Source organism: Paraburkholderia sp. IMGN_8 (assembly GCF_038050405.1).
Classification (GTDB): Bacteria; Pseudomonadota; Gammaproteobacteria; order Burkholderiales; family Burkholderiaceae; genus Paraburkholderia.
This window is the reverse complement of sequence record NZ_CP150901.1, coordinates 1,508,622-1,531,755: the sequence shown is the minus strand read 5'-3', so window position 1 is coordinate 1,531,755 and position 23,134 is coordinate 1,508,622. Positions and strand designations below refer to the sequence as shown.

General features: G+C 60.8%; 24 protein-coding genes. 8 read left to right on the top strand and 16 right to left on the bottom strand.

Annotation, left to right across the window (positions count from 1 at the left end):
- Nucleotides 1-19: 19 nt before the first annotated feature.
- From WN982_RS28130 to WN982_RS28120, 3 genes are all read right to left on the bottom strand, one after another.
- Nucleotides 20-874, bottom strand: a complete 855-nt coding sequence (locus WN982_RS28130; RefSeq protein ID WP_341318853.1) for a shikimate dehydrogenase — start codon at nucleotides 872-874, stop codon at nucleotides 20-22.
- Nucleotides 871-1,326: a type II 3-dehydroquinate dehydratase gene (gene aroQ / locus WN982_RS28125; RefSeq protein WP_341318852.1), complete on the bottom strand. Its 456-nt coding sequence runs from the start codon at nucleotides 1,324-1,326 to the stop codon at nucleotides 871-873. Before aroQ ends, WN982_RS28130 begins: the two co-directional genes overlap by 4 nt.
- Nucleotides 1,327-1,545: 219 nt before the next feature.
- On the bottom strand, nucleotides 1,546-1,674 hold the full coding sequence (locus WN982_RS28120; RefSeq protein ID WP_341318851.1) for a hypothetical protein: 129 nt from the start codon (nucleotides 1,672-1,674) through the stop codon (nucleotides 1,546-1,548).
- Here WN982_RS28120 and WN982_RS28115 point away from each other — a divergent pair.
- From WN982_RS28115 to WN982_RS28105, 3 genes are all read left to right on the top strand, one after another.
- On the top strand, nucleotides 1,673-3,556 hold the full coding sequence (locus WN982_RS28115; protein ID WP_341318850.1) for a TIM barrel protein: 1,884 nt from the start codon (nucleotides 1,673-1,675) through the stop codon (nucleotides 3,554-3,556). The genes WN982_RS28120 and WN982_RS28115 overlap by 2 nt on opposite strands.
- A gap of 167 nt (nucleotides 3,557-3,723) precedes the next feature.
- Complete coding sequence (locus WN982_RS28110) at nucleotides 3,724-4,056, top strand: hypothetical protein (protein ID WP_341318849.1); 333 nt, start codon at nucleotides 3,724-3,726, stop codon at nucleotides 4,054-4,056.
- A gap of 145 nt (nucleotides 4,057-4,201) precedes the next feature.
- Entirely contained in the window at nucleotides 4,202-4,462 is a 261-nt protein-coding gene (locus WN982_RS28105) for a hypothetical protein (protein ID WP_341318848.1), read from the top strand.
- 4 nt (nucleotides 4,463-4,466) lie between these two features.
- On the opposite strand, the gene WN982_RS28100 is transcribed toward WN982_RS28105, so the two are convergent.
- The 6 genes from WN982_RS28100 to WN982_RS28075 form a co-directional block, all read right to left on the bottom strand.
- Nucleotides 4,467-4,796: a hypothetical protein gene (locus WN982_RS28100; protein ID WP_341318847.1), complete on the bottom strand. Its 330-nt coding sequence runs from the start codon at nucleotides 4,794-4,796 to the stop codon at nucleotides 4,467-4,469.
- 10 nt (nucleotides 4,797-4,806) lie between these two features.
- Complete coding sequence (locus WN982_RS28095; protein ID WP_341318846.1) at nucleotides 4,807-5,574, bottom strand: AraC family transcriptional regulator; 768 nt, start codon at nucleotides 5,572-5,574, stop codon at nucleotides 4,807-4,809.
- Nucleotides 5,575-5,721: 147 nt separating this feature from the next.
- Nucleotides 5,722-7,011: an FAD-dependent oxidoreductase gene (locus WN982_RS28090; protein ID WP_341318845.1), complete on the bottom strand. Its 1,290-nt coding sequence runs from the start codon at nucleotides 7,009-7,011 to the stop codon at nucleotides 5,722-5,724.
- Nucleotides 7,008-7,298, bottom strand: a complete 291-nt coding sequence (locus WN982_RS28085; protein WP_341318844.1) for a (2Fe-2S)-binding protein — start codon at nucleotides 7,296-7,298, stop codon at nucleotides 7,008-7,010. The genes WN982_RS28090 and WN982_RS28085 overlap by 4 nt, the downstream gene beginning before the upstream one ends.
- Nucleotides 7,291-8,418 (bottom strand): FAD-binding oxidoreductase, encoded by a 1,128-nt coding sequence (locus tag WN982_RS28080; protein ID WP_341319446.1) that lies wholly within the window; start codon nucleotides 8,416-8,418, stop codon nucleotides 7,291-7,293. Before WN982_RS28080 ends, WN982_RS28085 begins: the two co-directional genes overlap by 8 nt.
- The gene (locus WN982_RS28075) at nucleotides 8,415-9,371 is read right to left on the bottom strand and encodes a 4-hydroxyproline epimerase (protein WP_341318843.1); all 957 of its coding nucleotides are present in this window, start codon (nucleotides 9,369-9,371) and stop codon (nucleotides 8,415-8,417) included. Before WN982_RS28075 ends, WN982_RS28080 begins: the two co-directional genes overlap by 4 nt.
- 348 nt (nucleotides 9,372-9,719) lie before the next feature.
- On the opposite strand from WN982_RS28075, the gene WN982_RS28070 reads away from it, so the two are divergent.
- Nucleotides 9,720-10,625 carry a dihydrodipicolinate synthase family protein gene (locus WN982_RS28070; protein WP_341318842.1) on the top strand — a complete coding sequence of 302 codons (906 nt, stop codon included), beginning with the start codon at nucleotides 9,720-9,722 and terminating at the stop codon, nucleotides 10,623-10,625.
- A gap of 59 nt (nucleotides 10,626-10,684) precedes the next feature.
- Here the strand turns inward: WN982_RS28070 and WN982_RS28065 are convergent, their stop codons facing one another.
- Nucleotides 10,685-11,404: a response regulator transcription factor gene (locus WN982_RS28065; RefSeq protein WP_341318841.1), complete on the bottom strand. Its 720-nt coding sequence runs from the start codon at nucleotides 11,402-11,404 to the stop codon at nucleotides 10,685-10,687.
- Between the two features lie 408 nt (nucleotides 11,405-11,812).
- Between WN982_RS28065 and WN982_RS28060 the strand changes: the two genes are divergently transcribed.
- From WN982_RS28060 to WN982_RS28045, 4 genes are all read left to right on the top strand, one after another.
- Nucleotides 11,813-13,120, top strand: coding sequence for an MFS transporter (locus tag WN982_RS28060; RefSeq protein ID WP_341318840.1), 1,308 nt, complete (start codon nucleotides 11,813-11,815; stop codon nucleotides 13,118-13,120).
- 1,033 nt (nucleotides 13,121-14,153) lie between these two features.
- Nucleotides 14,154-15,020, top strand: coding sequence for a hypothetical protein (locus WN982_RS28055; protein ID WP_341318839.1), 867 nt, complete (start codon nucleotides 14,154-14,156; stop codon nucleotides 15,018-15,020).
- A 120-nt stretch (nucleotides 15,021-15,140) separates the two neighbouring features.
- Nucleotides 15,141-15,413 carry a hypothetical protein gene (locus tag WN982_RS28050; RefSeq protein WP_341318838.1) on the top strand — a complete coding sequence of 91 codons (273 nt, stop codon included), beginning with the start codon at nucleotides 15,141-15,143 and terminating at the stop codon, nucleotides 15,411-15,413.
- A gap of 18 nt (nucleotides 15,414-15,431) precedes the next feature.
- Nucleotides 15,432-15,647 carry a hypothetical protein gene (locus WN982_RS28045; protein WP_341318837.1) on the top strand — a complete coding sequence of 72 codons (216 nt, stop codon included), beginning with the start codon at nucleotides 15,432-15,434 and terminating at the stop codon, nucleotides 15,645-15,647.
- A gap of 890 nt (nucleotides 15,648-16,537) precedes the next feature.
- On the opposite strand, the gene WN982_RS28040 is transcribed toward WN982_RS28045, so the two are convergent.
- The 6 genes from WN982_RS28040 to WN982_RS28015 all read right to left on the bottom strand — a co-directional run bounded on the left by WN982_RS28040 (nucleotide 16,538) and on the right by WN982_RS28015 (nucleotide 22,500).
- The gene (locus tag WN982_RS28040; protein ID WP_341318836.1) at nucleotides 16,538-17,572 is read right to left on the bottom strand and encodes a Nit6803 family nitrilase; all 1,035 of its coding nucleotides are present in this window, start codon (nucleotides 17,570-17,572) and stop codon (nucleotides 16,538-16,540) included.
- Between the two features lie 231 nt (nucleotides 17,573-17,803).
- Nucleotides 17,804-18,292 carry an MSMEG_0572/Sll0783 family nitrogen starvation response protein gene (locus WN982_RS28035; protein WP_341318835.1) on the bottom strand — a complete coding sequence of 163 codons (489 nt, stop codon included), beginning with the start codon at nucleotides 18,290-18,292 and terminating at the stop codon, nucleotides 17,804-17,806.
- A 336-nt stretch (nucleotides 18,293-18,628) separates the two neighbouring features.
- Nucleotides 18,629-19,951, bottom strand: coding sequence for an FAD-dependent oxidoreductase (locus WN982_RS28030; RefSeq protein WP_341318834.1), 1,323 nt, complete (start codon nucleotides 19,949-19,951; stop codon nucleotides 18,629-18,631).
- Nucleotides 19,952-20,298: 347 nt separating this feature from the next.
- Entirely contained in the window at nucleotides 20,299-21,507 is a 1,209-nt protein-coding gene (locus WN982_RS28025) for a cytochrome P450 (protein WP_341318833.1), read from the bottom strand.
- Nucleotides 21,508-21,776: 269 nt separating this feature from the next.
- Complete coding sequence (locus WN982_RS28020) at nucleotides 21,777-22,214, bottom strand: OsmC family protein (protein ID WP_341318832.1); 438 nt, start codon at nucleotides 22,212-22,214, stop codon at nucleotides 21,777-21,779.
- A gap of 46 nt (nucleotides 22,215-22,260) precedes the next feature.
- Nucleotides 22,261-22,500, bottom strand: coding sequence for a hypothetical protein (locus WN982_RS28015; protein WP_341318831.1), 240 nt, complete (start codon nucleotides 22,498-22,500; stop codon nucleotides 22,261-22,263).
- Nucleotides 22,501-23,134 lie beyond the last annotated feature (634 nt).

Here is a 23,134-nt window from a genome sequence, read left to right as displayed (position 1 = left end):
CCAGAAGCGTGTGACTGGACTAGCCTTCCAGCAACGACTGGAAATGCGTGTACACGCGCTCGGCGTCCGGTTCCAGTCCGGTGAAAATGCGCATTGCGTCGACCGCCTGATAGACCGCCATGCCACCGCCGCTCAGCGTGCGGCAGCCGAGCGCTTCGGCCGCCTGCAACAACGCGGTGCGAATCGGGAAATAGACGACGTCGGCGACCCACAAGTCGCGGTGCAGCAATTCGACCGGCAACGGCAAGCCGGGCAATTTCGCCATCCCGGTGGGCGTTGCGTGAATCAGGCCGTTGGCGGCTTTCAGCGACTCGGCAAGCGAGCCCTCGGCGCTCACGGTCGACGCGGGAAAGCGTTTTTGCAATTCCGCGGCGAGCGACGCGGCGCGCGTAGCATCCACATCGAACAGCGTGAGCGTTTTCGCGCCCATCGTCAGCGCGGCATGGGCAACCGCCGCGCCGGCGCCGCCCGCGCCCAGCTGGACAACGCGCTCCAGCGACACATCCGGCAAACCGCGCTGAAACGCGCGGGCGAAACCAGACCAGTCAGTGTTGTGGCCGATGCGTTTACCGTCCTTAAGCAAAACCGTGTTCACGGCGCCGAGCGCGCGCGCGTCGTCGGACAGCTCGTCGAGCAGCGGGATGACGCTCTGCTTGCACGGGTACGTGACGTTCAGGCCGTTAAAACCCATGCGCTCAGCCGCAACGAGCAGATCGGGGAGCGCTGTGGCGTCGAGCTTCAATGCTTCCAGATCGATGCGCCGGTAGACATAGTGCAAGCCGAGCCGGCTGCCCTCTTCCTCATGCATCGCGGGGCTCAGCGAGCCGCCGATGCCCGAACCGATCAAGCCGACAAGATAAGACTTCGTGTTCATTTAGCCGCCCTATTCTTAAGAATGGCCGCCATCCGCTCCAGCGCGAGCACATAACCTTGCGTGCCGCAGCCGATGATCACAGCCTCGGCCACCGCCGATACAAACGAGTGATGCCGGAACGCCTCGCGCCGATGCACGTTTGAAATATGCACTTCGATTACAGGTTTTTCGATCGCGGAGAGCGCGTCGGCGATCGCCACCGACGTATGCGTATAAGCAGCCGGATTGATCACGATGCCGTCGACCTTGGTGCGCGCCGCATGCAGCCAGTCGATCAGCTGATGCTCGGCGTTCGACTGACAGAAGTCGATCGACAGGTCGAGCCGCTCGCCCGCGTCGCGACAAAGTCTCGCGACGTCGTCGAGTGTTTCCGAGCCGTAGATGGCCGGCTCGCGCGTGCCCAGCAGATTGAGATTCGGTCCGTTGAGGACCAGCACTGATGCAAAACTCACGACAACTACTCCTGCAAAATAACGCATGAAGCGGACCATGAAGCGGACCATGAAGCGGACCATGAGACACGCCGCTTCTTTGTAACGTGAGTGCAGTGTGCGCGCATTGGCGGCATCCGTCATTCGGGGTTTGCTCTAATTTGTACGATCTAGTTAGTTTGTATAGACTTGCAAAAACTTGGGCTAAATTGGGCCATTGCGGCCTGCTTTTTACTGGCGTCAGGTAACGAAATAGATCATTTTGCGCATCGCAACATGATCGGCGCCAGCCACGCGGACACTGACGCAGACGCCGGTCCGCGCCCTTTTCAGCAGCCGTTTCACCGTTTTTTTGCAGGAGCCGTTCATGCAACGTTCGATTGCCACCGTGTCGATCAGCGGGACCCTGGTCGAAAAGCTGACCGCGATTCAGGCGGCGGGCTTCGAAGGCGTCGAGATCTTCGAGAACGATCTGCTGTATTTCGACGGCTCGCCCGCCGACGTGAAGCGCATTGCCGACGATCTCGGGCTGAAAATCATGCTGTTCCAGCCGTTCCGCGATTTCGACGGCGTGAGCGCGGAGCGCCTCGCGCGCAATCTCGATCGGGCGAAGCGCAAGTTCGACGTGATGCACGAACTGGGCACGGACCGCATTCTGGTGTGCAGCAACGTGTCTCCCGACACCATTTGCGACGACGCGCTGATGATCGATCAGCTAGGCGCACTGGCCCGCTCGGCCGAAGCAGCCGGCGTGATCGCCGGTTATGAAGCGCTGGCCTGGGGCAAACATGTGAAGACGTACCGGCACGCGTGGAAGCTCGTCAACGCGGTCGATCATCCGAATCTCGGGCTCGTGCTCGACAGCTTTCACACGCTGTCGCTGAGCGATTCGGTGGAGGCGATCGCCGACATCCCGGGAGATCGCATTGCCTTCGTGCAGATCGCGGATGCGCCGAAGCTGGCCATGGACGTGCTCGAATGGAGCCGCCACTACCGCTGCTTTCCGGGCCAGGGCGACTTCGATCTGGCGGGCTTTACCGCCCAGGTCGTCAAAACCGGCTACCAGGGGCCGCTTTCGCTCGAAATTTTCAACGACGGTTTTCGCGCCGCGCCGACCGCGATTACCGCCGCGGACGGCCACCGCTCCCTGCTGTTCCTCGAGGAGCAAACCCGGGCGCTGCTCGAATCCGCGCAGCAGCCGGTCGGGCAGCTTTATCAGTCACCCGCCGCGCCCGCGCACGTCGGCTATCAGTTCCTCGAATTCGCCGTCGACCACGCGACCCGCGCGCAACTCGTCGACTGGCTCGGCAAGCTGCGTTTTCGCCAGGCCGGCCAGCATCGCTCGAAAGATGTGACGCTGTATCAGCACGGTGCGGCGTCGATCGTGCTGAACGCCGAACCCGATTCGTTCGCCAACGCGTTCTTCCAGCAGCATGGTTTGTCGCTGTGCGCGTCGGCCTTTCGCGTCGACGATGCGAACCAGGCGTTCGAACGCGCCGCCGGCTTCGGTTACGCGCCGTTCTCGGGCCAGATCGGTCCGAACGAGCGCGTATTGCCCGCCGTGCAGGCGCCCGACGGCAGCCTGAACTATTTCGTCGACGAAGCGCCGGACCAGCCCACGCTGTTCGAAGCCGATTTCGTCCTCACCGACATCAACGGTCCAAGCGAAGTGGGTCCGCTCACCCGCATCGACCATGTCTGTCTGTCGGTGCCGGCCAATTCACTGGATACTTGGGTGCTGTTTCTGAGAACCGCCTTCGGTTTCGAAGCCGAGCCCGGCGTGCTCGTGCCGGATCCTTACGGGCTGGTGCGCAGCCGCGCGCTGCGCAGCCACGACGGCTCGGTGCGCATCGCGCTGAATGCGTCGGTGGACCGTCACACGGCGGTGGCCGAGGCGTTGCACACCTATCACGGCTCCGGGCTGAACCACGTCGCGTTCAGCACTGGCGACATCTTCAGCGCGATCCCCGAATTCGTCGCCGACGGCGTGCCGGTGCTGCGCATCCCGCGCAATTACTACGACGACCTCGCCGCCCGCTATGCGCTGCCGGACGAGACGCTTGACGCGCTGCGCGCACACAACATCCTGTACGACCGCGACGAACGCGGCGGCGAATTCTTCCACGCTTACACAGAGTTGCTCGACCAGCGTTTTTTCCTCGAAATCGTCGAACGGCGCGGCGGCTACGACGGCTATGGCGCGGCCAATGCGGCCGTGCGCCTCGCGGCGCAGGCGCAGCGCCGCAAGTAGGTGGTCAGCCGGCGCGCCAGGCGAATCGGTTGGGTCCGCGCGGCGCTTGCTCGGGCGAGCCCGCTCCACCGATATAATGGCGGTTGATCCGCGGTCCGGTGCGACGCGGCGGCGCCTTCGGTTGGGCGCCGCGCCACAGTCGGCCGGACCGAAACGCCAGGAGAGATATGAAGAAGTTTGCCGTAGTCCTGTCAATTCCACTGCTGCTTAGCGCTTGCGCGTACTTTCAGAAGAACCCGGATGCCGGCGAACCCGTCACCGACAGCACCACGCAACGCTCGGTCAACGACGTGGTCGCCTGCCTGACGCAAGTGGCGACCAGCCACAACGCCGCTTTCAAGTCGACGGCGATCCCGCAGGGCCAGATGCTCGACTTCGGCGATTCGAATATCGTCAAGGTGCGCAGCGACAACGGCGCGACCATTTACCGCTTCTATGCGGGCAAACGCCATATCGCCAATTTGTGGATCGAGTCGGCCAGCAAAACTTGCGCGCCGTGAGGTAAAAATCGGCAAGCGTAACGATCGGTAACTTGTTCCGACGCAATCATAGTGTCACGGTGTTACAGGACAATGCAGTCTTAAGAATCGTTTAAGACTTCATCCGCATGATCCGTCCGACACTATTCCGTAAAAGGTGCGTTCAATGAACCAGCCCGATCACAACACGAACGACACGCAGGCTCCAGCCCGGCGGCCCACCATTTTGCGCCGCCTGCTGAGCCACCACGAACTGGCGACGCTGCTGCTGTTGCTGCACGCGCCGATCGACGCCTCCGCGAAACCCGAGATTCCGCAGCTTCACGAAGCCGGCCTGATCGAAACGGTATCCGGCGATGCCGGCTCGTCGCATATCCGCTTGACGCCTGAAGGCAATGCAGTGCTGCGTGGGCTCGGGGTGAAGTAAGGCTTTACGCCTGCCACACGCCATACCCCGCTTCGCGTAGCCCAATCGCCAATTCCACTTCCATATCCTGTGCGCCGCGGTAAGGCATTGGATTGAACACTTCATACAGCTCGGGCACGAGGCGCAGGCCGTAATCGCGCACATAGCGATTTGCCTGAATGCCGGCCTTATGCCGGTCGAACCTCAGATCCGGGTCCAGCCCCGTCATTCCCACATACACGCAAGGCCTGTCGAACCGGTAGTCCGGATTCGCGCGGCGAAAGCGCGCCTCGTTCCAGACCTTGTCGTCCAGCAGGACGACGTAGACGTAATAGTGATGCTTGCGACGAACCATGTACAGCGGCTCAGCTTCGCGCGGTTCCGTGCAGCAGCATCCGGTACTCGGTCGGCGTCACGCCGACGGTCGCCTTGAATTGCCGTGTAAAGGCGCTATGGTCGGTGTAGCCGCAGAGCGCGGCAACGTCGGTGACCTTGTCATGCGAAACCAGCAGCGCGGTGGCGGCGTCGAGACGTGTTTTCAGCAACACCTGGCGCGGCGTCAAATGAAACACTTTGTGAAAGTAGCGTTCGAGTTGCGCCACCGACATATCCGCCATCGCCGCGAGCTGTTTCAAATTCAACGGCTGCACGTAGTTTTCCTGGATCGACTGCACCACCGCGGCGAGCCGGCTATACGCGGGATGGCTGCCCTCGTCCGCTTTCAGATCGCGCGAAATGCCGGCAAGGCCGACCACCTTGCCCGCCGCATCGCGCAACGGCTGTTTGCAGGTCAGACACCAGCCGGGCTGGCGGCCCGGATAAAGGTGCAATTCCAGCTGGTCGATCATCTGGTTGCCGACGTTGATGATCGCTTTGTCCTGCGCGGTGTAGATGCGGCCGAAGCGGCGCGGAAACACGTCCTCGGCGGTCTTGCCGAGCAGCGCGGCTTTTTCCTTGTAGCCGCACCGGGAAGCCAGCGTGCGGTTGACCAGCGCATAGCGCGCCTGCGCGTCCTTGACGAAGAACACGACGTCCGGCATCGCGTCGAACACCGGCTCGAGCAGCGTGAAATGCGACAGCATGCCGGACAGCGTTGCGTCGTCAGCTTCGAGCGGATGAGCCAGCGTGTTCATCGTGCGTGTCCCGTTTTGTGCCTTTTGTGCCGGTTGTCCATGCATCTGGGCGGTTGGCCTGTGCAGTCGATTATAGGGCCAGGCGGCGGGTGACAATATCCGCCCCGAAGGATGTCCCCGCGGGGGACGGGTCCTTTGGACCTGGCGTCATTCAGACGGCGGCGGCTCGGCACTCACCGCCATCAACGTGCCGATTTGCGCCGGACTGAACGGCGGGCGCGGCGCGGCGGCTTGCCAGCCGAAATACAGGCTCGCCGCCGCGCCGCAGATTCTTCCTTGGCACGCCCCCATGCCGCAGCGCGTATGCAGCTTGGCCTCGCGCCAGTTCGGATAGGCGCGCACTTCGCCGATGCTCACGTCTTCGCAACGGCAGAGCAGCGTGGTGTCGGCGGGCGTGGCGCGCGCGGCGTCCTGCAATGCAAACGCCGCTTCGACGCGCTTTCCGAAACGCCGCCATCGCGCACGCTCAGTACATTGCGTGTGCAGCTCGGCGCGGCTTCCGGTGACGTGGCTTGCCACGACGCCTGCGATCTCGCCTTCCACGCGCGCCAGCTCCACGCCGCCGATGCCCGTGCATTCGCCGGCGGCCAGCACGCCGTCGATCGAAGTCCGCTGCTCGCTGTCGACGACGATCTCGCCCGCATCGCTGATCTCACATCCTAGCGCTTGCGCGAGCGTGATATTCGGCAGGAGTCCATAGCCACACGCGATGCGGTCGCAATCCAGCGTCACGTCGCGTTTGCCGCGCCGGATCGTCACGCGCTCGACGCGACCGTCACCTTGCGCCTCCCGCACGACGCTGCCGGTCCAGTAACGCAAGCCCGCAAAACCGCGCGTCAAGCGAGCGGCTTGCCACAACTTCACGGGCTCGGCGAACAGCGACGCGCCGAAGCGTGCGACCTTCGCCGCCGATGCCTGTTCGACCACCGCCACCACATGCGCCCCGGCGGCGCGCGCGGTGGCTAGCGCGGCAAGCAGCAATGGACCGCTGCCGGCAATCACGATCCGTTCACCGCGCACCGGCATGCCGCCTTTGATGAGCGCCTGCAGCGCGCCCGCGCCGCTCACGCCGGGCAGCGTCCAGCCGCCGAACGGCAACAGGCGCTCGCGCGCACCGGTCGCCAGGATCAATCGCTCATAGGTGACGCACACACCGCCGTGCCCGGCCGATTCGAGCAGCAAACCGCGTGGGGCCAACGGCGCGATCACGCGGGTCGAAGGCCATAGCGTGACGTTGCCTTGCATGTGCAAGGCGGCAAGCAACGTGTGTAGCGGCGCTTGCGGCGCATGTCCGGGCCCCTGTCGCCAGATCTGTCCGCCCGCGCGCGGATTGTCGTCGAGGACCGCGACAGACGCGCCCTCGCGCGCCGCCGCACGTGCAGCATTCAACCCAGCCGGACCGGCACCGACGACGACAATATCGAAGTGCTGTTTCATCGTGTGCCCGTGAAGCCCGTGATGCTCGTGTGCACGGTTTGCCCGTCGTGGCAAAGCGTCTGGCACGCCAGCGCATGCTGCCGGCCGTCGATTGTGACGCGGCATTCCTGGCACACGCCCATGCCGCACAGCGCTGCGCGCGGCTGGCCGCCGACCGAAGTCCGCGTGCCGCGTATCCCGGCCATGACGAGCGCGGCGGCGACTGTGGTGCCGGCTTCGACGTCGATAGGTCTATCGTCGATCGTCAAGCGAACCTGCGCGCCGCCGGCCATCATCGAGTTAGTCATGACAGTCCCGTTTGGTGAATCGCGCCGGCAGATACGGCTCGACAAAAATCGGCGCGGCGCTCGCCGTGATTTGCGCGGCGAGCAGCTTGGCGGTGGCGAGCGACGTCGTCACACCCAGCCCCTCGTGGCCGACGGCCAGCCAGACACCGGGCGCGCAATCGCCGGCCGGACCGATCAGCGGCAAACCGTCCGGCGACGCCGCGCGAAAGCCGGTCCACGCGCGAATGCCATTGAGCGTGGGCAGTACCGGCAGATAGCGCGCGGCACGTTGCAGCATTTGCGCGAGCACCGGCATCTCGACAGCGGGATCGGTGGTATCGAACTGGCGCGACGAGCCGATCAGCAGTTGGCCCGTAGGCCGCGGTTGCGCATTGAACGCCACCGACGTGCCGGTCGCATGATGCGCGCTCTTGATATAGCCGAGCTCGAGCAGCTGATGACGAATCAGCGCGGGATAGCGGTCGGTAATCAGCAGATGGCCCTTCTTCGCTTGCAACGGCAGCCACGGCGCGAGCCGCTGTGCGCCGAGCCCATTCGCGACGATCACGTGCGCCGCGCTCACGCGCTCGCCATCGGCGAGCGTCACGCCATGCACGCCGATCGCGGTGACTTGCGCGCCCAGCCGCACACGGATATTCGCCGCGCCCGGCGATTGCGTCAGCAGCCACTGCGCGACCGTGGGCGCATACACGATGCTGTCGTGCTCGATCCGCAAGCCGCCTGCCATCGGCTCCGCCAGCGCCGGCTCGCACTCGCGCAACGCAGCCGCGTCGAGCAGTTCCGCGGCGACGCCCTGTGCGGCAAACGCGGCCTGCATCGTACACGCGGCTTGCCATTCCTCGTCGTCCGCTGCGACCCACAGCGTGCCGCAGCGCGCGAATGCATCGCAAGGACGCAACTGCGGCGCCAGTTCCAGCCACAACTCGCGCGAATAGCGGCTCAGCGCAAATTCCGCCGGCGAATCGTTCATCACGACGATATGGCCCATGCCCGCCGCGGTCGCGCCGCCGCCGACGCCCTGCTCGTCCAGCACATCGACCCGCATGCCGAGCGCGGCCAGCTCCGCCGCGCAGGCCGCGCCGACAATGCCCGCCCCGACAATCACCGCGTCCGCTGTCATGCCGTGCGGATGCCCCATGCGAACGGATCGCGCTCGTCGAAACACAGGCGCCCTTCGGCCATGATGTGCGCGTGGCCGGTGATGGTCGGAATCACCGAAACGCCATCGTCGGCGTGGCGATAGCTTGCCTCGAACACGCTGCCGATGATGCTTTCCTGGCGCCACACCGCGCCTTCGGCCAGCTTGCCGTCGGCGGCGAGGCAGGCAACTTTCGCGCTCGTGCCGGTGCCGCATGGCGAGCGGTCGTACGCGTTGCCCGGACACAGCACGAAGCTGCGGCTGTCGATGCCGTCGCGCGAGCCTGGTCCGAAGAGTTCGACGTGGTCGATCAAAGCACCATCCGCTCCCGTGATGCGCTGCGCGATCAATGCGTCGCGAATCGCCGAACTGAATGCAGTCAATTCGCCGATGTGCGCGGCTTCCAGCACGCGCGCATGTTCGGCGACAAGGAAAAACCAGTTGCCGCCCCATCCAATGTCGCCGCTCAGCGTGCCGTAATCCGGCACGTCTACTTGCACGCCTTTGCGGTACCGATAAGCTGGCACGTTGCGCACGGCAACACTGCCGTCCTCGTTCAGTGTCGCTTCGACAACGCCGACCGGCGTCTCGATCCGATGGCGCCCCGGCCCGATCCGTCCCATGTGCGCAAGGGAGACGACAAGGCCGATCGTGCCGTGTCCGCACATGCCGAGATAGCCGACGTTGTTGAAGAAGATCACGCCCGCCGCGCACGCCGGGTCGTCCGGCTCGCACAGCAGCGCTCCGACCACCACTTCGGAGCCGCGCGGTTCGGTGACGATGCCCGCGCGCCAGTCGTCGAAACGCGTGCGAAACACGTCGAGGCGTTGCGCCAGCGTGCCGCCGCCGAGATCCGGCCCACCCGACACCACCAGGCGGGTCGGTTCACCGCCGGTGTGCGAGTCGATGATGTTCAAGGTTTTCATGACGTCCATGGTAGGAATGCCGGGCTAGCAAGTCTTGGTGCGTGTGCGCGCGGATTGTGACGATTTCAGCATAGCCCGACAGCGCGTTTTGCGGCACGCCGCGCTGTTGAAGCTGACGCTGGCGGCGTCTGGATAGTACGCGTGTAGCGGCAGCGCCAGGCGCTTGGGGCGCGCTATGGCCGCCACCTCGCCACATGTGCGGTTCTATCTTGAAACATCCGCCAAACTTCAATCTGACGGGCCTGCACGCACAACCACTATGCTGAAATCGTCATTCAGTACGCGGCAATCGCGCAAGACGGCAGTAATTTCCATGCTTACACTGCGCTTCGACTCATCACATTCAGGAGAGCAGTCGTGGCGCATATCTGGGAAGGCGTATTGCCCGCAGTCACTACCAAATTCAACGCGGATTTCAGCATAGACCATGCGTGGACCGGCAAAAATATCGAAGCGCAGATCGAGGCGGGGGTGGACGGCATCATCGTGTGCGGATCGCTCGGCGAGGCGTCGACACTCTCTCTGGACGAAAAGCTGCAAGTACTCGACATCGCCGTCGACACCTCGCGCGGCCGCGTGCCGGTTCTGCTGACGATCGCCGAAAACAGCACGCTCGACGCCTGCCGTCAGGCCGAAGCCGGCAGCCGGCGAGGCGCGGCCGGTTTCATGGTGCTGCCGGGGCTGCGTTATCTGTCCGACCGGCGCGAGACGCTGCACCACTTCCGCAGCGTCGCCGATGCCAGCGCACTGCCGCTGATGATCTACAACAATCCGCTCGCATATGGCGTCGACATGACGCCCAAGATGTTCGCCGAAATCGCCGACGAAAAGAAAATCGTCGCGATCAAGGAATCATGCGGCGATGTGCGGCGCGTGACCGATCTGATCAACGTGGTCGGCGACCGCTTCGCGATTCTGTGCGGCGTCGATAACCTGGCGATGGAAGCAATACTGATGGGCGCGCATGGCTGGGTGGCCGGTCTCGTGTGCGCATTTCCGCGCGAGACGGTAGCGATCTACAAGTTGCTGAAGGCGGGCCGCCTTGAAGAAGCCCGCGCAATCTATCGCTGGTTCGCGCCCTTGCTCGCGCTCGACGTGTCGCCGAAGCTGGTGCAAAACATCAAGCTGGCCGAGGCGATCGTCGGACTCGGCACGGAACCGGTGCGGCCGCCGCGCCTGCCGCTGATCGGCGACGAACGCGAGGCTGTGGAAGCGCTGATCCGCCGGTCGCTCGAGACGCGTCCGGCGTTGCCGTCGCTTTGAGTGACGAGGGTTGCGGGCTACTTGAGCGGCTCGCAACGCCGGCGCGGGCCGTAATAAGCTCAGGCGGCCTGCTTCACCGCGCCGCCCTCGCCTTGCGGCAGATGCAGCAGCCGATAGCCGCTCTTATACACCGGTTGCAGGCGGAAGTCGTTTTGCGGCTCGATTTCGAGCAACAGGCGCAGGCGCGATACGTGGCTGTCGATCGTGCGCGTGAACTCGCGCAATTCGCGGCCCCACACCATCGCGAAAATATGATCGCGCGACATCACGCGACCGATATTGGAAAAGAACAGCGACGCCAGCCGGTATTGCGTACCCGATAGCGGCACCGGCTGCCCGCGCAGCATGACGAGCTGGCGACGGGCGTCGAAATGGTACGGGCCGACATCGAAGCCCGCCGTGCTGAAACGGTCCGGATAGGCGCGGCGCAAGAGCGCGGTAATGCGCTCGCGGAACTCGCCTGGGCGCACCGGCAGCCCGACGTAGTCGTCCGCTCCACCGGTGAAAGCGCGCACTACACGCTCCTCCGACGTTTCGGCCGAAGCGAACAGGACCGGCAGGCGGTCACCACTCACCGCCCGCACCGACCTCAGCACTTCGGCGCCGGACAAGCGTGTGCCCTGCCAATCCAGCACGAGGAGATCAACTGTGGAATGAGCAAGCGCTTTCGACATGGTTAGACCGTCGTCGTAACTCATGCAGGTGTGTCCGGCCTGCATGACGATCCTCTCGATCGACTGACGCTGCGCGGGGTCACACTGGAGGATGGCAATACGCATGGCGATGACTCTCAACTGATAGCTCGGACGCGATTCTCAGAGAGGCACCCTCTCTATTACATAGGAGCAATCCTAAATTGCATGTCCGGCACCCCGATCTGACGAGCCGACGTCGCGTTCCGACAGCAGACTTCCACACCACGTACAACGATCCCACATACCAAGGCCGGGCGGCCGAAGAAAAACGACTTCAAGGGAACTTTTTCCAATCTAATTAAGCACTTCCCGAGTCGAATCGCTTTCATCCTGTAAAATCCCGTCCTGGCCCCAGTCGTCATCGCGCCCGCCCTATCCGGGCCGGCACGCCGGTGTCCCGTGCTCTACCCAGCGCTTGCCACACTTCTCGCCCGACGACCGCCGCATTCCACGCGCTACGCGTGGCTTTCAATTCAAGACAATGACATAGCAATGCAAGCAACAAATCTGGGTGGAGCACAGGCTGTCACTCCACGCCCTCTTGGGCGCAGCGATTACAAGACGCTCGGCCTCGCCGCGCTGGGCGGGGCGCTGGAGTTTTACGACTTCATCATCTTCGTGTTCTTCGCGCCGGCGATCGGTCAACTATTCTTCCCGGCCGCGATGCCGGACTGGCTGCGCCAGGTGCAGACCTTCGGCATCTTCGCCGCGGGCTATCTGGCACGGCCGCTCGGCGGCATCATCATGGCGCACTTCGGCGACCTGTTCGGCCGCAAGCGCATGTTCACGCTGAGCGTACTGCTGATGTCGGTGCCGACGCTGATGATGGGCCTGTTGCCCACCTACGCCAGCATTGGCGTGCTTGCGCCGGTGCTGCTGCTGTTGTTCCGCGTGATGCAAGGCGCGGCGGTCGGCGGCGAAGTGCCGGGCGCATGGGTATTCGTTTCCGAGCACGTGCCGCAGCGGCACGTCGGGTATGCGTGCGGCACGCTGACGGCCGGTCTCACGGCCGGCATCCTGCTCGGCTCGCTGATCGCCTCGGCGGTGAACCGCCATTTCGCACCGGCGGAGATCTCCGCCTACGCGTGGCGCATCCCGTTCCTGGTGGGCGGCGTGTTCGGCATGTTCTCGGTTTATCTGCGCCGCTGGCTGCATGAAACGCCGGTGTTCGCCGAACTCAAGCAGCGCAAGGCGATTGCCGCAGAAGTGCCGCTCAAAGCCGTGTTGCGCGACCATGGCCGCGCCGTGATCGTGTCGATGCTGCTCACGTGGATGCTGTCGGCGGCGATCGTCGTGGTGATTCTGATGACGCCGACGCTGTTGCAGAAGCAGTTTCATATCGCACCGGCCACCGCGCTGCTGGCCAATTGCGTGGCGACACTGTGCCTGACGATCGGCTGCGTCATGGCGGGCTCGATTGCTGGCCGGATCGGCGCGGGACGCACGATTTTCATCGGCGGCCTGGCGCTGGCGGTGTCGTACTACGTGATGTTCCAGCAGCTTGCCGTCGATCCGTCGGCGCTGGTGCCGCTGTACGCCGTGGCGGGTTTTTTCGTCGGCGTGATCGGCGCGATTCCGTTCGTGATGGTCAAGGCGTTCCCGCCGGTCGTGCGGTTCTCGGGCATCTCGTTCTCGTATAACGTCGCCTATGCGGTGTTCGGCGGCCTCACGCCGATCGCCGTGTCGCTGATGATGAAGTCGAACCCGATGGCCGCGCCGCTGTATGTCGGCGCGCTGTGCGTCGTTGGTGCTTTGACCACGTTCTTCATCAAGGATGCGCCGCGGACACAAACGCGTTGATTGCGCGTTGATTGCGTAGCATCGCAACGGCGCGCCACGCGGCGCGCCGTTGTCCCCCCTCGGGCTCATGCCCTGCTTTACGCGTTGTTTTAGCGACATCGACACTTCATGCCGTCGCGAAACATGGTGCGCTGCGTCGAACTTACGATGTATCGCATTGGTGACGTTCAATCGAAACCTGATCTGATTCAAACAAACCTGATTTGGCTGTTTCTGACAAATAAACCCGTGCTATGGCCGAGCCACTCCGCAGAGACCGCAGACAAATAAACCTGATTTGGCGCTAACCCTCTGATCCGCAAAAAGATTTTTCGCAACAGGCTCTGGTCTGTAAGCGCAAAGCGAAACACTTGGCATAGACCAAGCGTCGCTCAGCGCCTGCCCTCGTCAGGTCGCCAGACCTTATATCGCGCAAAAGCCTTGTGCAGCCGCCTCCGGTCAAAGTCTGCGACAAAGAAAACTGATTTTGCGAAAACAAATCGCAAACAAATCTGACATCGACCGCGTCTCATCAAGCACAGATGATTCACCCTTTTCCAAGGTTTCGTGGCCGAATGCTCGTGAAAACAATCCCCGGAGGTTGGGGGTGACGCCATATCTGCATTACCCATTTGCGGCGCCCGGCGCGCTCATGGGTCGACCTGCAATCCGTTCCTGGTTTTTTGTATAGACGGGAGACATGATCGACACTCGTGCGAGGACATCGTTGACACTTTATGTACAGGGGTTCTCGTACTTCAGTTCAGGGGTGAAGATGCAATGATGGCAACATCTGGCACCTATGCCTCCGGTCTACACATGTTCACCGGCCACCCCTGCGGACTAACGGTAAGTCGCATCTCTTGCTTCTCTGCCTCTTCCGGAACGGCTGCGACAGCGCTCATAAACATCTGCCGACTTAGCAATGTGACGCTGGAACTGCGCGGCGGTGGGCAGGCACCCACGTCAACATCAGAACTGGAAGCCATCCCGAGTACGAAGCAGTGGATAAAAGCCATCGCAATACCTGTTCTCCAATTGCTTTTTTTCGAACATGGCCGCCGAACTGAATGTCTCCTCTGATGATTTCCACGATGTCCTCGACTTCGACTACGCCCGATGCGAAGACCCGGAATGGGAACCCGACCCACCCTATTCTTACCTCGACCAGTACAAGAAAGACCCGACACAATGGGGCTTGGATTACGCCGAGAAATTGATTTCGGAACTTGAGAATGGTCTGTCGTTCTTCAATACCTTGGAGGCGTCAATCATCGAGCGCTGGATTTTTGAGGACCATCCGGACCTGCTGGACGTGCTTGAGGTTCGCGGCTTAGTCGGCGTTTTCAAACACGAGCTGTCACGATACTGTCGCATGCTCTCAGCAGCGGCCACCATTGCTTTTGAAGTCGAGCAGGGGCGGTTTTTCCCTAGCAGGGCCGAGCAACCGCACTGCGACGAATTCTTTCCAGGCGTGCTATCTACAATTCGCGAAAGACCGAAACACGAATGGAAGAACGTTCTTCCGGCGCCAGTTGCGGAACTTTGCGGCATGTCGCAACGCCGCCAGCAACCAGTCCGGCACGACAGCGAAAAGTCCGCCCCCCAGTCCTTGATTGCTAGGCATGACTTCGAACGGTGGACTCTGGAAGAGTTTCGCAAGCTACAGGAAAACAACGCGGCGTGCCTGGTTACACGCGATTACTTTCCCCAGCATCTCAAGGACAAGACACTAGAGCGATTCGCTCTCGTCATCGCGGCTCGCAGTGACTTGGTCACCAAAGCCCTAAAGCAGCCTGACAGGACATACCTGTCAACGCGAGACTCAGGAGATGGTCCGGTCGAGTGGACCGTGTCCTTTGGGTGCAACTCATTGATATTACCCCTGTTGCAACACGAAGAAATGTTGCGCGACCTATAGCGGGCTTTCCGAATGAGCGAAAGGTGTTCAATGCGCGCTATCGGAACCCCTTGTCGTAGCAATGCGAGGACTGTATCGTTGAAATCCCTGACGCGTTGTGAATACTTTTAGGAATTAGATATGGATATGACCGTTGAAGATAAAATCAGCATGGTGTTCAATTGGCTTGATGGCGCAACTTCCGGACACAGATTCGACATCCGGAGTACCGTTGAACTAGAGACTGGACAGGAAAATCCCGCGTTTGCTCAGTTCGTTCGCAATCTGCCGCACATTCGATCGATGTCTGAGAATGGATGGATTACGCTGGAAGGCCGGTCCGTCGTTTTGACCGAGGCCGGGCATCTGGAGATGCAACGGCGCAACGGGAAAGACCTTCGAAAAGCCAACTAACATAGAAACGGAGATGCGATGGCCATTACTGCACGCAAGCGCGAGCGTAAAGCAATTCAGCGTCTTCGAACCAAGAGACGGGCGGCCAAAAGAAGCCGAGGTGACCAGACTTACGCTACGCTGACTGCGGAGATCGAGAAGGCGACGATTGGCAAGTCAACCACTGCAGGTTTGCCTCCCCAAAGCACAAAGAGGAAGCCGAATACAACGGCCGGTGGCTACATCAAGGTGTAGCTGAAAGTCAAACGGTCCAATAAGACTTACCCAACGGCGATGGTCGAGTGGCCTATACATGCGGCTCATCGTCGTTGAGACTTACTGCTGGCAAGTACTCTCGAGCGGATTGCGCGCGCCCATCACCTCCCCAGTATGCAGAAGAACATACAACACGAGGCTTCCCTTCGCATCAAAAAGCGCATGTCTGTGCGGCCGATCACCGAAACACCATCTTGAGCAAAGCGTGCTGCTTGATGGCAAGCTTCCAACGCTCTTCAGAGCAATCACTCGCGCATAGCTAGAAGGCGTCATACGAGCTCTCGTAAAAGTCGCTGTCGCAAACAAAAGTCAAGCTTTAACAGCTACTTGGTCAGCCTACCGATCTGTACGCGCCTTTCGCCCTGTACATTTCAGAAGTTCACGGCCGTTCTGAGCGACCCGTTCTTAACATTTTCGTGGGCCCAGAGAATCGATTCTTCTGCGACAGAAACCTCCATCCTCACTTCTTCGAGAGGGTGACCGACTTTCTGGAATACGTGCGTATCGTCAAGGGGGACGTTTCATCCTGAACCGCCGAGATACCCCGTCCTTCAGTGCGGGAAGGACGTCAAGCTTCTCCCGTCTGTGATATCTCTGACTTCCCTCTTGAGACCAACACTTCTCCCCCACTCCTAGCGATACAGAACGCAAGCAAACGACGACGTCTATGCACTGACCAAACTAATACTTAACACTGCGACAGGTCGAAATTGCGCTGCAACGTGATTGTGGTCACACGCGCAATCATGCCGCTTTCTGGCTCCTATCTCTCGATTCCATGACCGCCACACCATCCACTGTCGCGGCCTTCTGGCCCGACGGCCCTTCGCCGCCGGGTCATGCAATCGCGAGCTGACTCACACTACAGTTCAGTCATTCAGTGCCGGCTCGCGGCTTGCGAGGTCTCGCTGCGGTTCATCGCGCGACCCCACGGCCGAGTTGAGATCAGTGCCGACAGGAGCGCCCCACGCTGGCATTGGCGTAATCGGCGCCGCAGGCCGCTCGTTGATCGCGAGGCTGAGCAGTTCGGGCCGCGCATAGTGGCCAACCGAATCCATCATGCGCTTACGCTTGGTAATCAACGACATGTCGAGATCCGCAATCACCATGCCTTCACCCTCACGCAATGGCGCCGCCAGATGCTGCCCTTCAGGCGATACGATCGCGGTATTGCAGCCGCCGCGTAGCGCCTTCTGCAGGTTTGTGTCGGGGGTGATCGAGGCGATCTGCGCTTCGGTCAGCCAACCCGTTGCATTGACAACGAAGCAGCCCGATTCTAGCGCGTGGTGGCGGATCGTCACTTCGATCTGCTCGGCGAAGATGGGGCCCACCAGCGACCCCGGAAAATGGCTGCAGTGAATCTCTTCATGCTGCGTCATCAATGCATAACGGGCAAGCGGGTTGTAGTGCTCCCAGCAGGCGAGCGCGCCCACGCGCCCCACTCCTGTCTGCACAACTTTCAATCCCGCTGCATCGCCTTGCCCCCAGATCATCCGTTCATGATACGTCGGCGTTATCTTGCGGCGCTTGAGTACCAACTGCCCGTCCACGTCGAAGATTAGTTGGGCGTTGTACAAGCTGCCATGATCGCGCTCGTTCACTCCGAGCACGACTACCATGCGATGCAACCGGGCTCGCTCGGCGACCGCCTGCGTAACGGGGCCCGGGACCACCACCGCCTCTTCGTAAAGTTTCATATGGTCGGCGCCAGCCGCAACCGGCGTGCGCACGAACGAGAAGTACGGGTAGTACGGAACGAAGGTCTCGGGAAAGACGATCAGTTGCACGCCTTCGCGCGCCGCCTGATCGATCGCCTCGCAGACTTTATTAAGCGTGCCGTCGACGCGCTCGAAGTCCGGTGAAATCTGGACTGCGGCGGCACGGACGATGCGTTTCTCAGACATGGTGATCTCAGCCTTAAGAAGGAGTAAATGTGTTTAGAGGGACGATATTTCCAAAATCTAGAGGTGTAATAGAACGTCGGTGCAATGCATAGCAAGCCGGCGCCTTAAGAAATAACGCCGTCTGTTGAAGATGGAAGTGCGTCGGTGCGACCCACTTCGCGACGTTTGGGCCGGAGAGGAAACTTTCTGCCTCTCCGGCCACCCAACTGCGGGAAGCGGCTGGCGGTGTTGTTACAGCGTCCAGGTGGTAACCACGATCGCGCGCTCTTTCCAGGCCTGGATGTTTGCGTCTAGCACGTCGAGCGGGTTGATTGCCTTGACACCTGGGATCAGGTCATCCTCGCGCATCCCGTACAGCGCACCCATCGCGAACCGGCATGCGTAGATTTTGGCGCCCTCATCCATCAGGGTCTTCAGTTGCTTGTTGTAGCCAAGGTTGCCGGGAAAGCCCTCGGTGCCGACTGCCGGGTAGCCACGCGAGGCAGCCGCCATAAGCACGCCCGGGCCGAACAGGATGAACGAAAGCTCGAAACCCTTGCGCTGCAGTCGCGTTGCCGTAAGCATGTTCACGAACCCGACTGAACCCTCGAAGGGAACGGTGTGCATGAAAACGTACGCCTTGTCGCCTGGCGACGCCTTGTAGTCGGGGAAAACCTTTTCCTCAACGTTGAACAGAATGTCCCCGCTTTTCGGCGGGTCGATGGTAACTGTCTTCGGCACGGTGACTCCTCATTGGTTGTGGGTCAGTGTTTGCCCGTAGTCACAAACTCCGGGCGGAACGCCTCTTCTACGGCTTCGGGGGGCGTGATCCCTGTTTTGGCCACACCTGTCGGTGACTACCGGGAAGCGCTTGCATAGCTGCACGTCGCAGTCCCCACGGCAGCGCCCGATAGATAGGCACAAAAACCTGCAGCCAGAAGCGATCCTTCAGGCTACGCCGAGCGGCGTACATATCGATGCCCAATTTCCGCGCCATGCGGGCCTGAGCGTCACAGAGTAGGTAGTACTCCGAATTTGATCGGAGCCAACTCGGGAATGACATGACTAACCCTCCTGTCAGAATTTCTTCATCACTTCCAGCGCGGCCATGTTGATCGGCTCGTTAAGCGCTCCGATCGCGGGCGAGTACACATTCTCCATGTTGGCCAGTTCATCGATGGTGATCCCGGCACGGATTGCGACACCCAGAAAGTCCGCCCGTTCCTTGACACCTTCGCCGCCAACCATCTGCGCCCCGATCAGCCGATGTGTCGCCGGGTCCGCCAGCAGTTTCACGGTGATCGGCTTGACTCCCGGGAAGTAGCGCGCCCGGGTGATGCCATTGGCAACCCCACTCACGAACTTGATGCCGATCGCAGCCGCCGAGGTTTCACCAAACGAAATGCCACCAATCATCCACTCCCCGGCGAGCATCGCCCAGGGTACATAGACTGGCTGGTACTCACGGTTGCCGCCGCCGGCATTCGTGCCCGCCGCCTTGCCCTGGGCATAGGCATGGCTGCCCGACAGACCCTGCAGAGGGACATTGGTGACGCCATGCGGAATCTCGGTGCAGTCTCCTGCGGCAAAGACATCGCGTGCCGAGGTACGCATGTGGGAGTCAATTACGATGCCACCCGTGCTGCCCAGTTCGATGCCCGCAGCCTTCGCGAGCGCATTGTTGGACACCTTGCGCGTCCCGATTATCGCCAGCTGCGCAGGAATCCTGCCGGCCGTGGTGTCGACATATGTCAGCGTGCCGTTGCCACCGAACGCCGTCACGCGCTCTCCCCACATCGTCGTGACGCCGGCAGCCTCCCAATCCTTGCGAACCGGAGCGATGATGTCCGGATCGACCACGCCCGCCATCGGCCATGGTCCAGGGTCGACCACCGTCGTTTTGATACCTCGGTGAACGAGTGCAGACACCATTTCCAGGGCAATCGGACCGCACTCGACAATCACCGCTTCCTTGACCGTATCAAGGTACTTGTCCCACTCCATCGCCCGGCGGATGTTCTTGACCTCGTAAATACCTTTCAGGCCATGCCGGTCCAAACCAGTATCCGCGTAGTTCCAGCCACTACCGATGACCAGCCGGTCATAACTGACCTTTGCTCCACCGCGCACCTTGATCGTATGGTTTCGGGTGTCAATGGATTCGACTGTCGTCGTATAGTGAACGTTGATGCCCTGGTCCTGATATTGCTGCTTGGTCGCGAGAAACAGCTTTTCGAACGATTCGATTTCCTTGCCGTGCACGAAAGGAATTCCGCACGGACTGTAGGCTACGTCCTCAAACTCCGTATAAACATCCATCTTCGCTGACGGGTTCACCCCCAGCGCCGCGCCTGCCGCACCCAGCCCCGCAGGCCCTCCTCCAATCACGACAATTTTCACGGCCGACTCCTTCCATTTCCAGTGACAACGTTATTTCTTATCCGATACATATCATTTCCTATGGTATATGCCTCGAGACAAACATGTCAATTGGCGCACACTCGAAACAAACCCTGGTTACCCGCTCTCTGCGCCGTACTGGCGGAAGTCAATCACCGGCTCTCTAATGTTCAAGCCGCACCCGTTCCGGTGGACGCACGATCGCGAGCGCGCAACGGTCGACAGCGCGCGTCGCAGCTCCCGCGGCACCGCATCCGACGCTCTACCCGGCGATCGTCGGCATGTGCCGCACGGGTCATAAAGGGTTATCACCGGCTGCTTTGATTGGAGGGAAAAGTCTTTCGCGGCTAGTCTCGGTCGTCAATGGCGGTCAGCAGACCAGACCTGCAATCAAAATGACTATCCGAACCGCATCCTGCCGCGCGGGCTACCGGCCTCTGCACGATCCCCTTGGGCCACAGCGGCAACGAGACAAACCCGCGATAGAGCGGCGAAGCGATCCAGTCGTCTCGCTCCTCAGCGATCCGCAACTCAGGCCACCGCCGAAGGAGCGCTGCGATGGTCGCTTCAACCTCCATCAACGTCAACGTTGCTCCGATACAGACATGAGGACCCGAACCGAACGACAACGGCATCCCTACCTGCCGATCGAGCCGCAGTTCTTCCGGGTCCTCATATCGCCCCGGATCGCGATTTGCCGCGCCGATGAGAGGAAGCACCAAATCACCGCGCCGTATTTGCATCCCGTATAGACTGAAGTCGCAGTTTGCACGCCGCCCCGTGTATTGGACGGGGCTGTCCCAGCGAAGCAGCTCACGTACTGCGTTCTTCAGCAGGGAGTGGTCGGACTTCAACGCCTCCCAGGTCCGTCGATGACGCAGAAGCCAATACACCGCGGTTCCAAGTAGATGACGTGTCGTTTCGTGACCCGCGAACAGTAGCATCGCGCACTGCGCAAGCAGCTCCGGACCTTCCTTGATTTGACCGGACTGCTGCGCCTTCACGAGCACACCCAGTAGGCCTTCGCCCTCTAAATATTGGCGGTCACGAATGACAGATTCGAAGTACCGACCCATCTCTACGATACTGCGCAGCGCCCTCTGCGTTTGGTCTTCGTTAGGAAACCCAGCACCGATGAAGGTTGCGAGGTCCGCAGACCAAGTCAGGAATTCCGACTGATCTACATGAGAGAGCCCAAGCAGTTTGGCGATCACTCGCGCAGGCAACAACCTCGCAAACCCGGCGATGAAGTCAGAGGGTTCGTGGCAACCCCCTCGTTCGATGTCGTTGAGCAGTTCCTCAATGGTCACGGACACGAAGGGCTTGAGCGCTTCAATCGCGTCAGGTCGAAATCCAATCTGCATCGCACGACGCAGGCGCGGGTGACTCGGCTTATCAACGAACAGCATGGCACGAGCAAACAGTTGCTGAAGTCCGATCAGCTCACGTCGACGTTCACTTCCTTTGGGCGCATTTCGCATCACCCAACCACCCGTACGTTGTGCCGAAAGCCGCGTGTCTCGAAGCGCCGACTGCACGCCTTCGTAGCTCGTCAATAGCCACGCGCCCCCGAATAGCTCGTCGGTCCAATGGATCGGTCCGCGGCGCCGCCATTCGGTATACAACCCGTACGGGTCGCGAGCTAACGCATTTCCTATTGCTAAGGATGGTCTCCGCGCAATGTACTGTTCCACTCAAAATCCCTCATGTCAGGTAGTCGAACTTGCGAAATGCACCCACTGATTTTGCTAAACAATGCTCGGCTAACCGACTTAAAAGCCGACCAGTAAGCCGCTCCCGGTAGGACGGGCTTAGACCGATACTCCTACGTCGAGGCGGCGCTTGCTTCTACGGCGATATCAACATCGGATCGCAGCGTATTGGTTACGTAACAGATACGCTCCGCAGCGCGCACAAGCTTCGCCACCTCGGCCGGATTGCAGCCCAGTCGGCTCACGATATTGATTGCGCGAAAGCGAGGGCCGTCGTACGTGCCCGTCACCGTAACCGAAAGGCCGTCCAGTTCGATAGATTGCTTTCGAGCGCTATACGCCACGGCAAGCGTAAAGCAGGAAGCGACAGAGGCGAGGAACAAATCCGTTGGTTGCGGGCCACTGTCGGTTCCGCCCACGCTCTTAGGTTCATCGACAACGATGACGAAAGACTGCGCCGTGACGTCGCAACGCAGACCGCCGCGCCACATGCCCTCAACTGAACGCAGCGAAGTCATCTCAGGAGAAGCAAGACTCGTCTTTTCGGTCATGGTTGTAGTGGCATTCCTTGAGGCGGAGAGAAAGTTGAGGATCCGTTCACAAAGCTCCCGCGTCGCCACCAGCCTGCACTTGACAGCCATCGACGAGACAATTCAGTGGATGACGCTGCTCCAAGCCGTTAAGGGCAGCAGCGAGGTTGACACCCGAAACATCCATCAATGCCAGTCCCAGTGCCAACGCCCGACCACGCCAAGGAATCAGAACTGTGGGCTCACGACGCTCGATCTCGACAGTTCCCCGGCGTTGCATTCCACCCGTGCCATCAATCCGATCCATGCCAACCTCCGCCTCTTAAGTGGTAGCAAGTTTATTGATCTGCGACGCGTGTCGTATACTATAGTAAATACCAGGTCTCGTAATGGATTGGACGCGACGGCATCTTTGCGTATGACATTGCCGGTCAGCAACCCGATTTGAGACCACCTTGGCATAGCTTTTCTTTGTATGCAGGCGGTCCGCTTGTTAAACACGAGCACCGGTAGGTGTAGTGCAACCCACTAGACGACTCTCGATTCCGTGTTCCAACTCTCCAAGCGGCTCCTTGAGTTTTCGTAGAATTTTGCACAGAAAAAGCTTATAAAATCCGCTTATATGCACTGGCTTCCTTTGCCGGCAAGTGGACTACGTGGAGTCTTATGATTCGATGGAGGTCCATAGCACCTTGGTCATCGTGAAATGAGACTGCCGGTCTGCCGCGCCCTCTGACGCAGAAGAACGGGCTGAGATCAACGGCGTCGCTGACGGTAATGGATCGAGTGACTTTTCGATGACAGAAACGTTTCCTTTAGTAGACACAGAGAATTGCTCATGATAAAAAGTGAATCAGGCGGCCCGTCAAGCAGAGCCACCATGAGACCCGTTCAGGAGGAGGATCATCCGTGTTAGAAACTGCCGAGACTCGTCGCAAAAT

Coding starts and splice junctions, on each gene's coding strand:
- WN982_RS28130 (WP_341318853.1), bottom strand. CDS start 874: ATGAACACGAAGTCTTATCTTGTCGGCTTGATCGGTTCGGGCATCGGC.
- WN982_RS28115 (WP_341318850.1), top strand. CDS start 1,673: ATGCAACGTTCGATTGCCACCGTGTCGATCAGCGGGACCCTGGTCGAA.
- WN982_RS28120 (WP_341318851.1), bottom strand. CDS start 1,674: ATGAACGGCTCCTGCAAAAAAACGGTGAAACGGCTGCTGAAAAGGGCG.
- WN982_RS28110 (WP_341318849.1), top strand. CDS start 3,724: ATGAAGAAGTTTGCCGTAGTCCTGTCAATTCCACTGCTGCTTAGCGCT.
- WN982_RS28105 (WP_341318848.1), top strand. CDS start 4,202: ATGAACCAGCCCGATCACAACACGAACGACACGCAGGCTCCAGCCCGG.
- WN982_RS28100 (WP_341318847.1), bottom strand. CDS start 4,796: ATGGTTCGTCGCAAGCATCACTATTACGTCTACGTCGTCCTGCTGGAC.
- WN982_RS28095 (WP_341318846.1), bottom strand. CDS start 5,574: ATGAACACGCTGGCTCATCCGCTCGAAGCTGACGACGCAACGCTGTCC.
- WN982_RS28090 (WP_341318845.1), bottom strand. CDS start 7,011: ATGAAACAGCACTTCGATATTGTCGTCGTCGGTGCCGGTCCGGCTGGG.
- WN982_RS28085 (WP_341318844.1), bottom strand. CDS start 7,298: ATGACTAACTCGATGATGGCCGGCGGCGCGCAGGTTCGCTTGACGATC.
- WN982_RS28080 (WP_341319446.1), bottom strand. CDS start 8,418: ATGACAGCGGACGCGGTGATTGTCGGGGCGGGCATTGTCGGCGCGGCC.
- WN982_RS28075 (WP_341318843.1), bottom strand. CDS start 9,371: ATGGACGTCATGAAAACCTTGAACATCATCGACTCGCACACCGGCGGT.
- WN982_RS28065 (WP_341318841.1), bottom strand. CDS start 11,404: ATGCGTATTGCCATCCTCCAGTGTGACCCCGCGCAGCGTCAGTCGATC.
- WN982_RS28060 (WP_341318840.1), top strand. CDS start 11,813: ATGCAAGCAACAAATCTGGGTGGAGCACAGGCTGTCACTCCACGCCCT.
- WN982_RS28055 (WP_341318839.1), top strand. CDS start 14,154: ATGGCCGCCGAACTGAATGTCTCCTCTGATGATTTCCACGATGTCCTC.
- WN982_RS28050 (WP_341318838.1), top strand. CDS start 15,141: ATGGATATGACCGTTGAAGATAAAATCAGCATGGTGTTCAATTGGCTT.
- WN982_RS28045 (WP_341318837.1), top strand. CDS start 15,432: ATGGCCATTACTGCACGCAAGCGCGAGCGTAAAGCAATTCAGCGTCTT.
- WN982_RS28040 (WP_341318836.1), bottom strand. CDS start 17,572: ATGTCTGAGAAACGCATCGTCCGTGCCGCCGCAGTCCAGATTTCACCG.
- WN982_RS28020 (WP_341318832.1), bottom strand. CDS start 22,214: ATGACCGAAAAGACGAGTCTTGCTTCTCCTGAGATGACTTCGCTGCGT.
- WN982_RS28015 (WP_341318831.1), bottom strand. CDS start 22,500: ATGGATCGGATTGATGGCACGGGTGGAATGCAACGCCGGGGAACTGTC.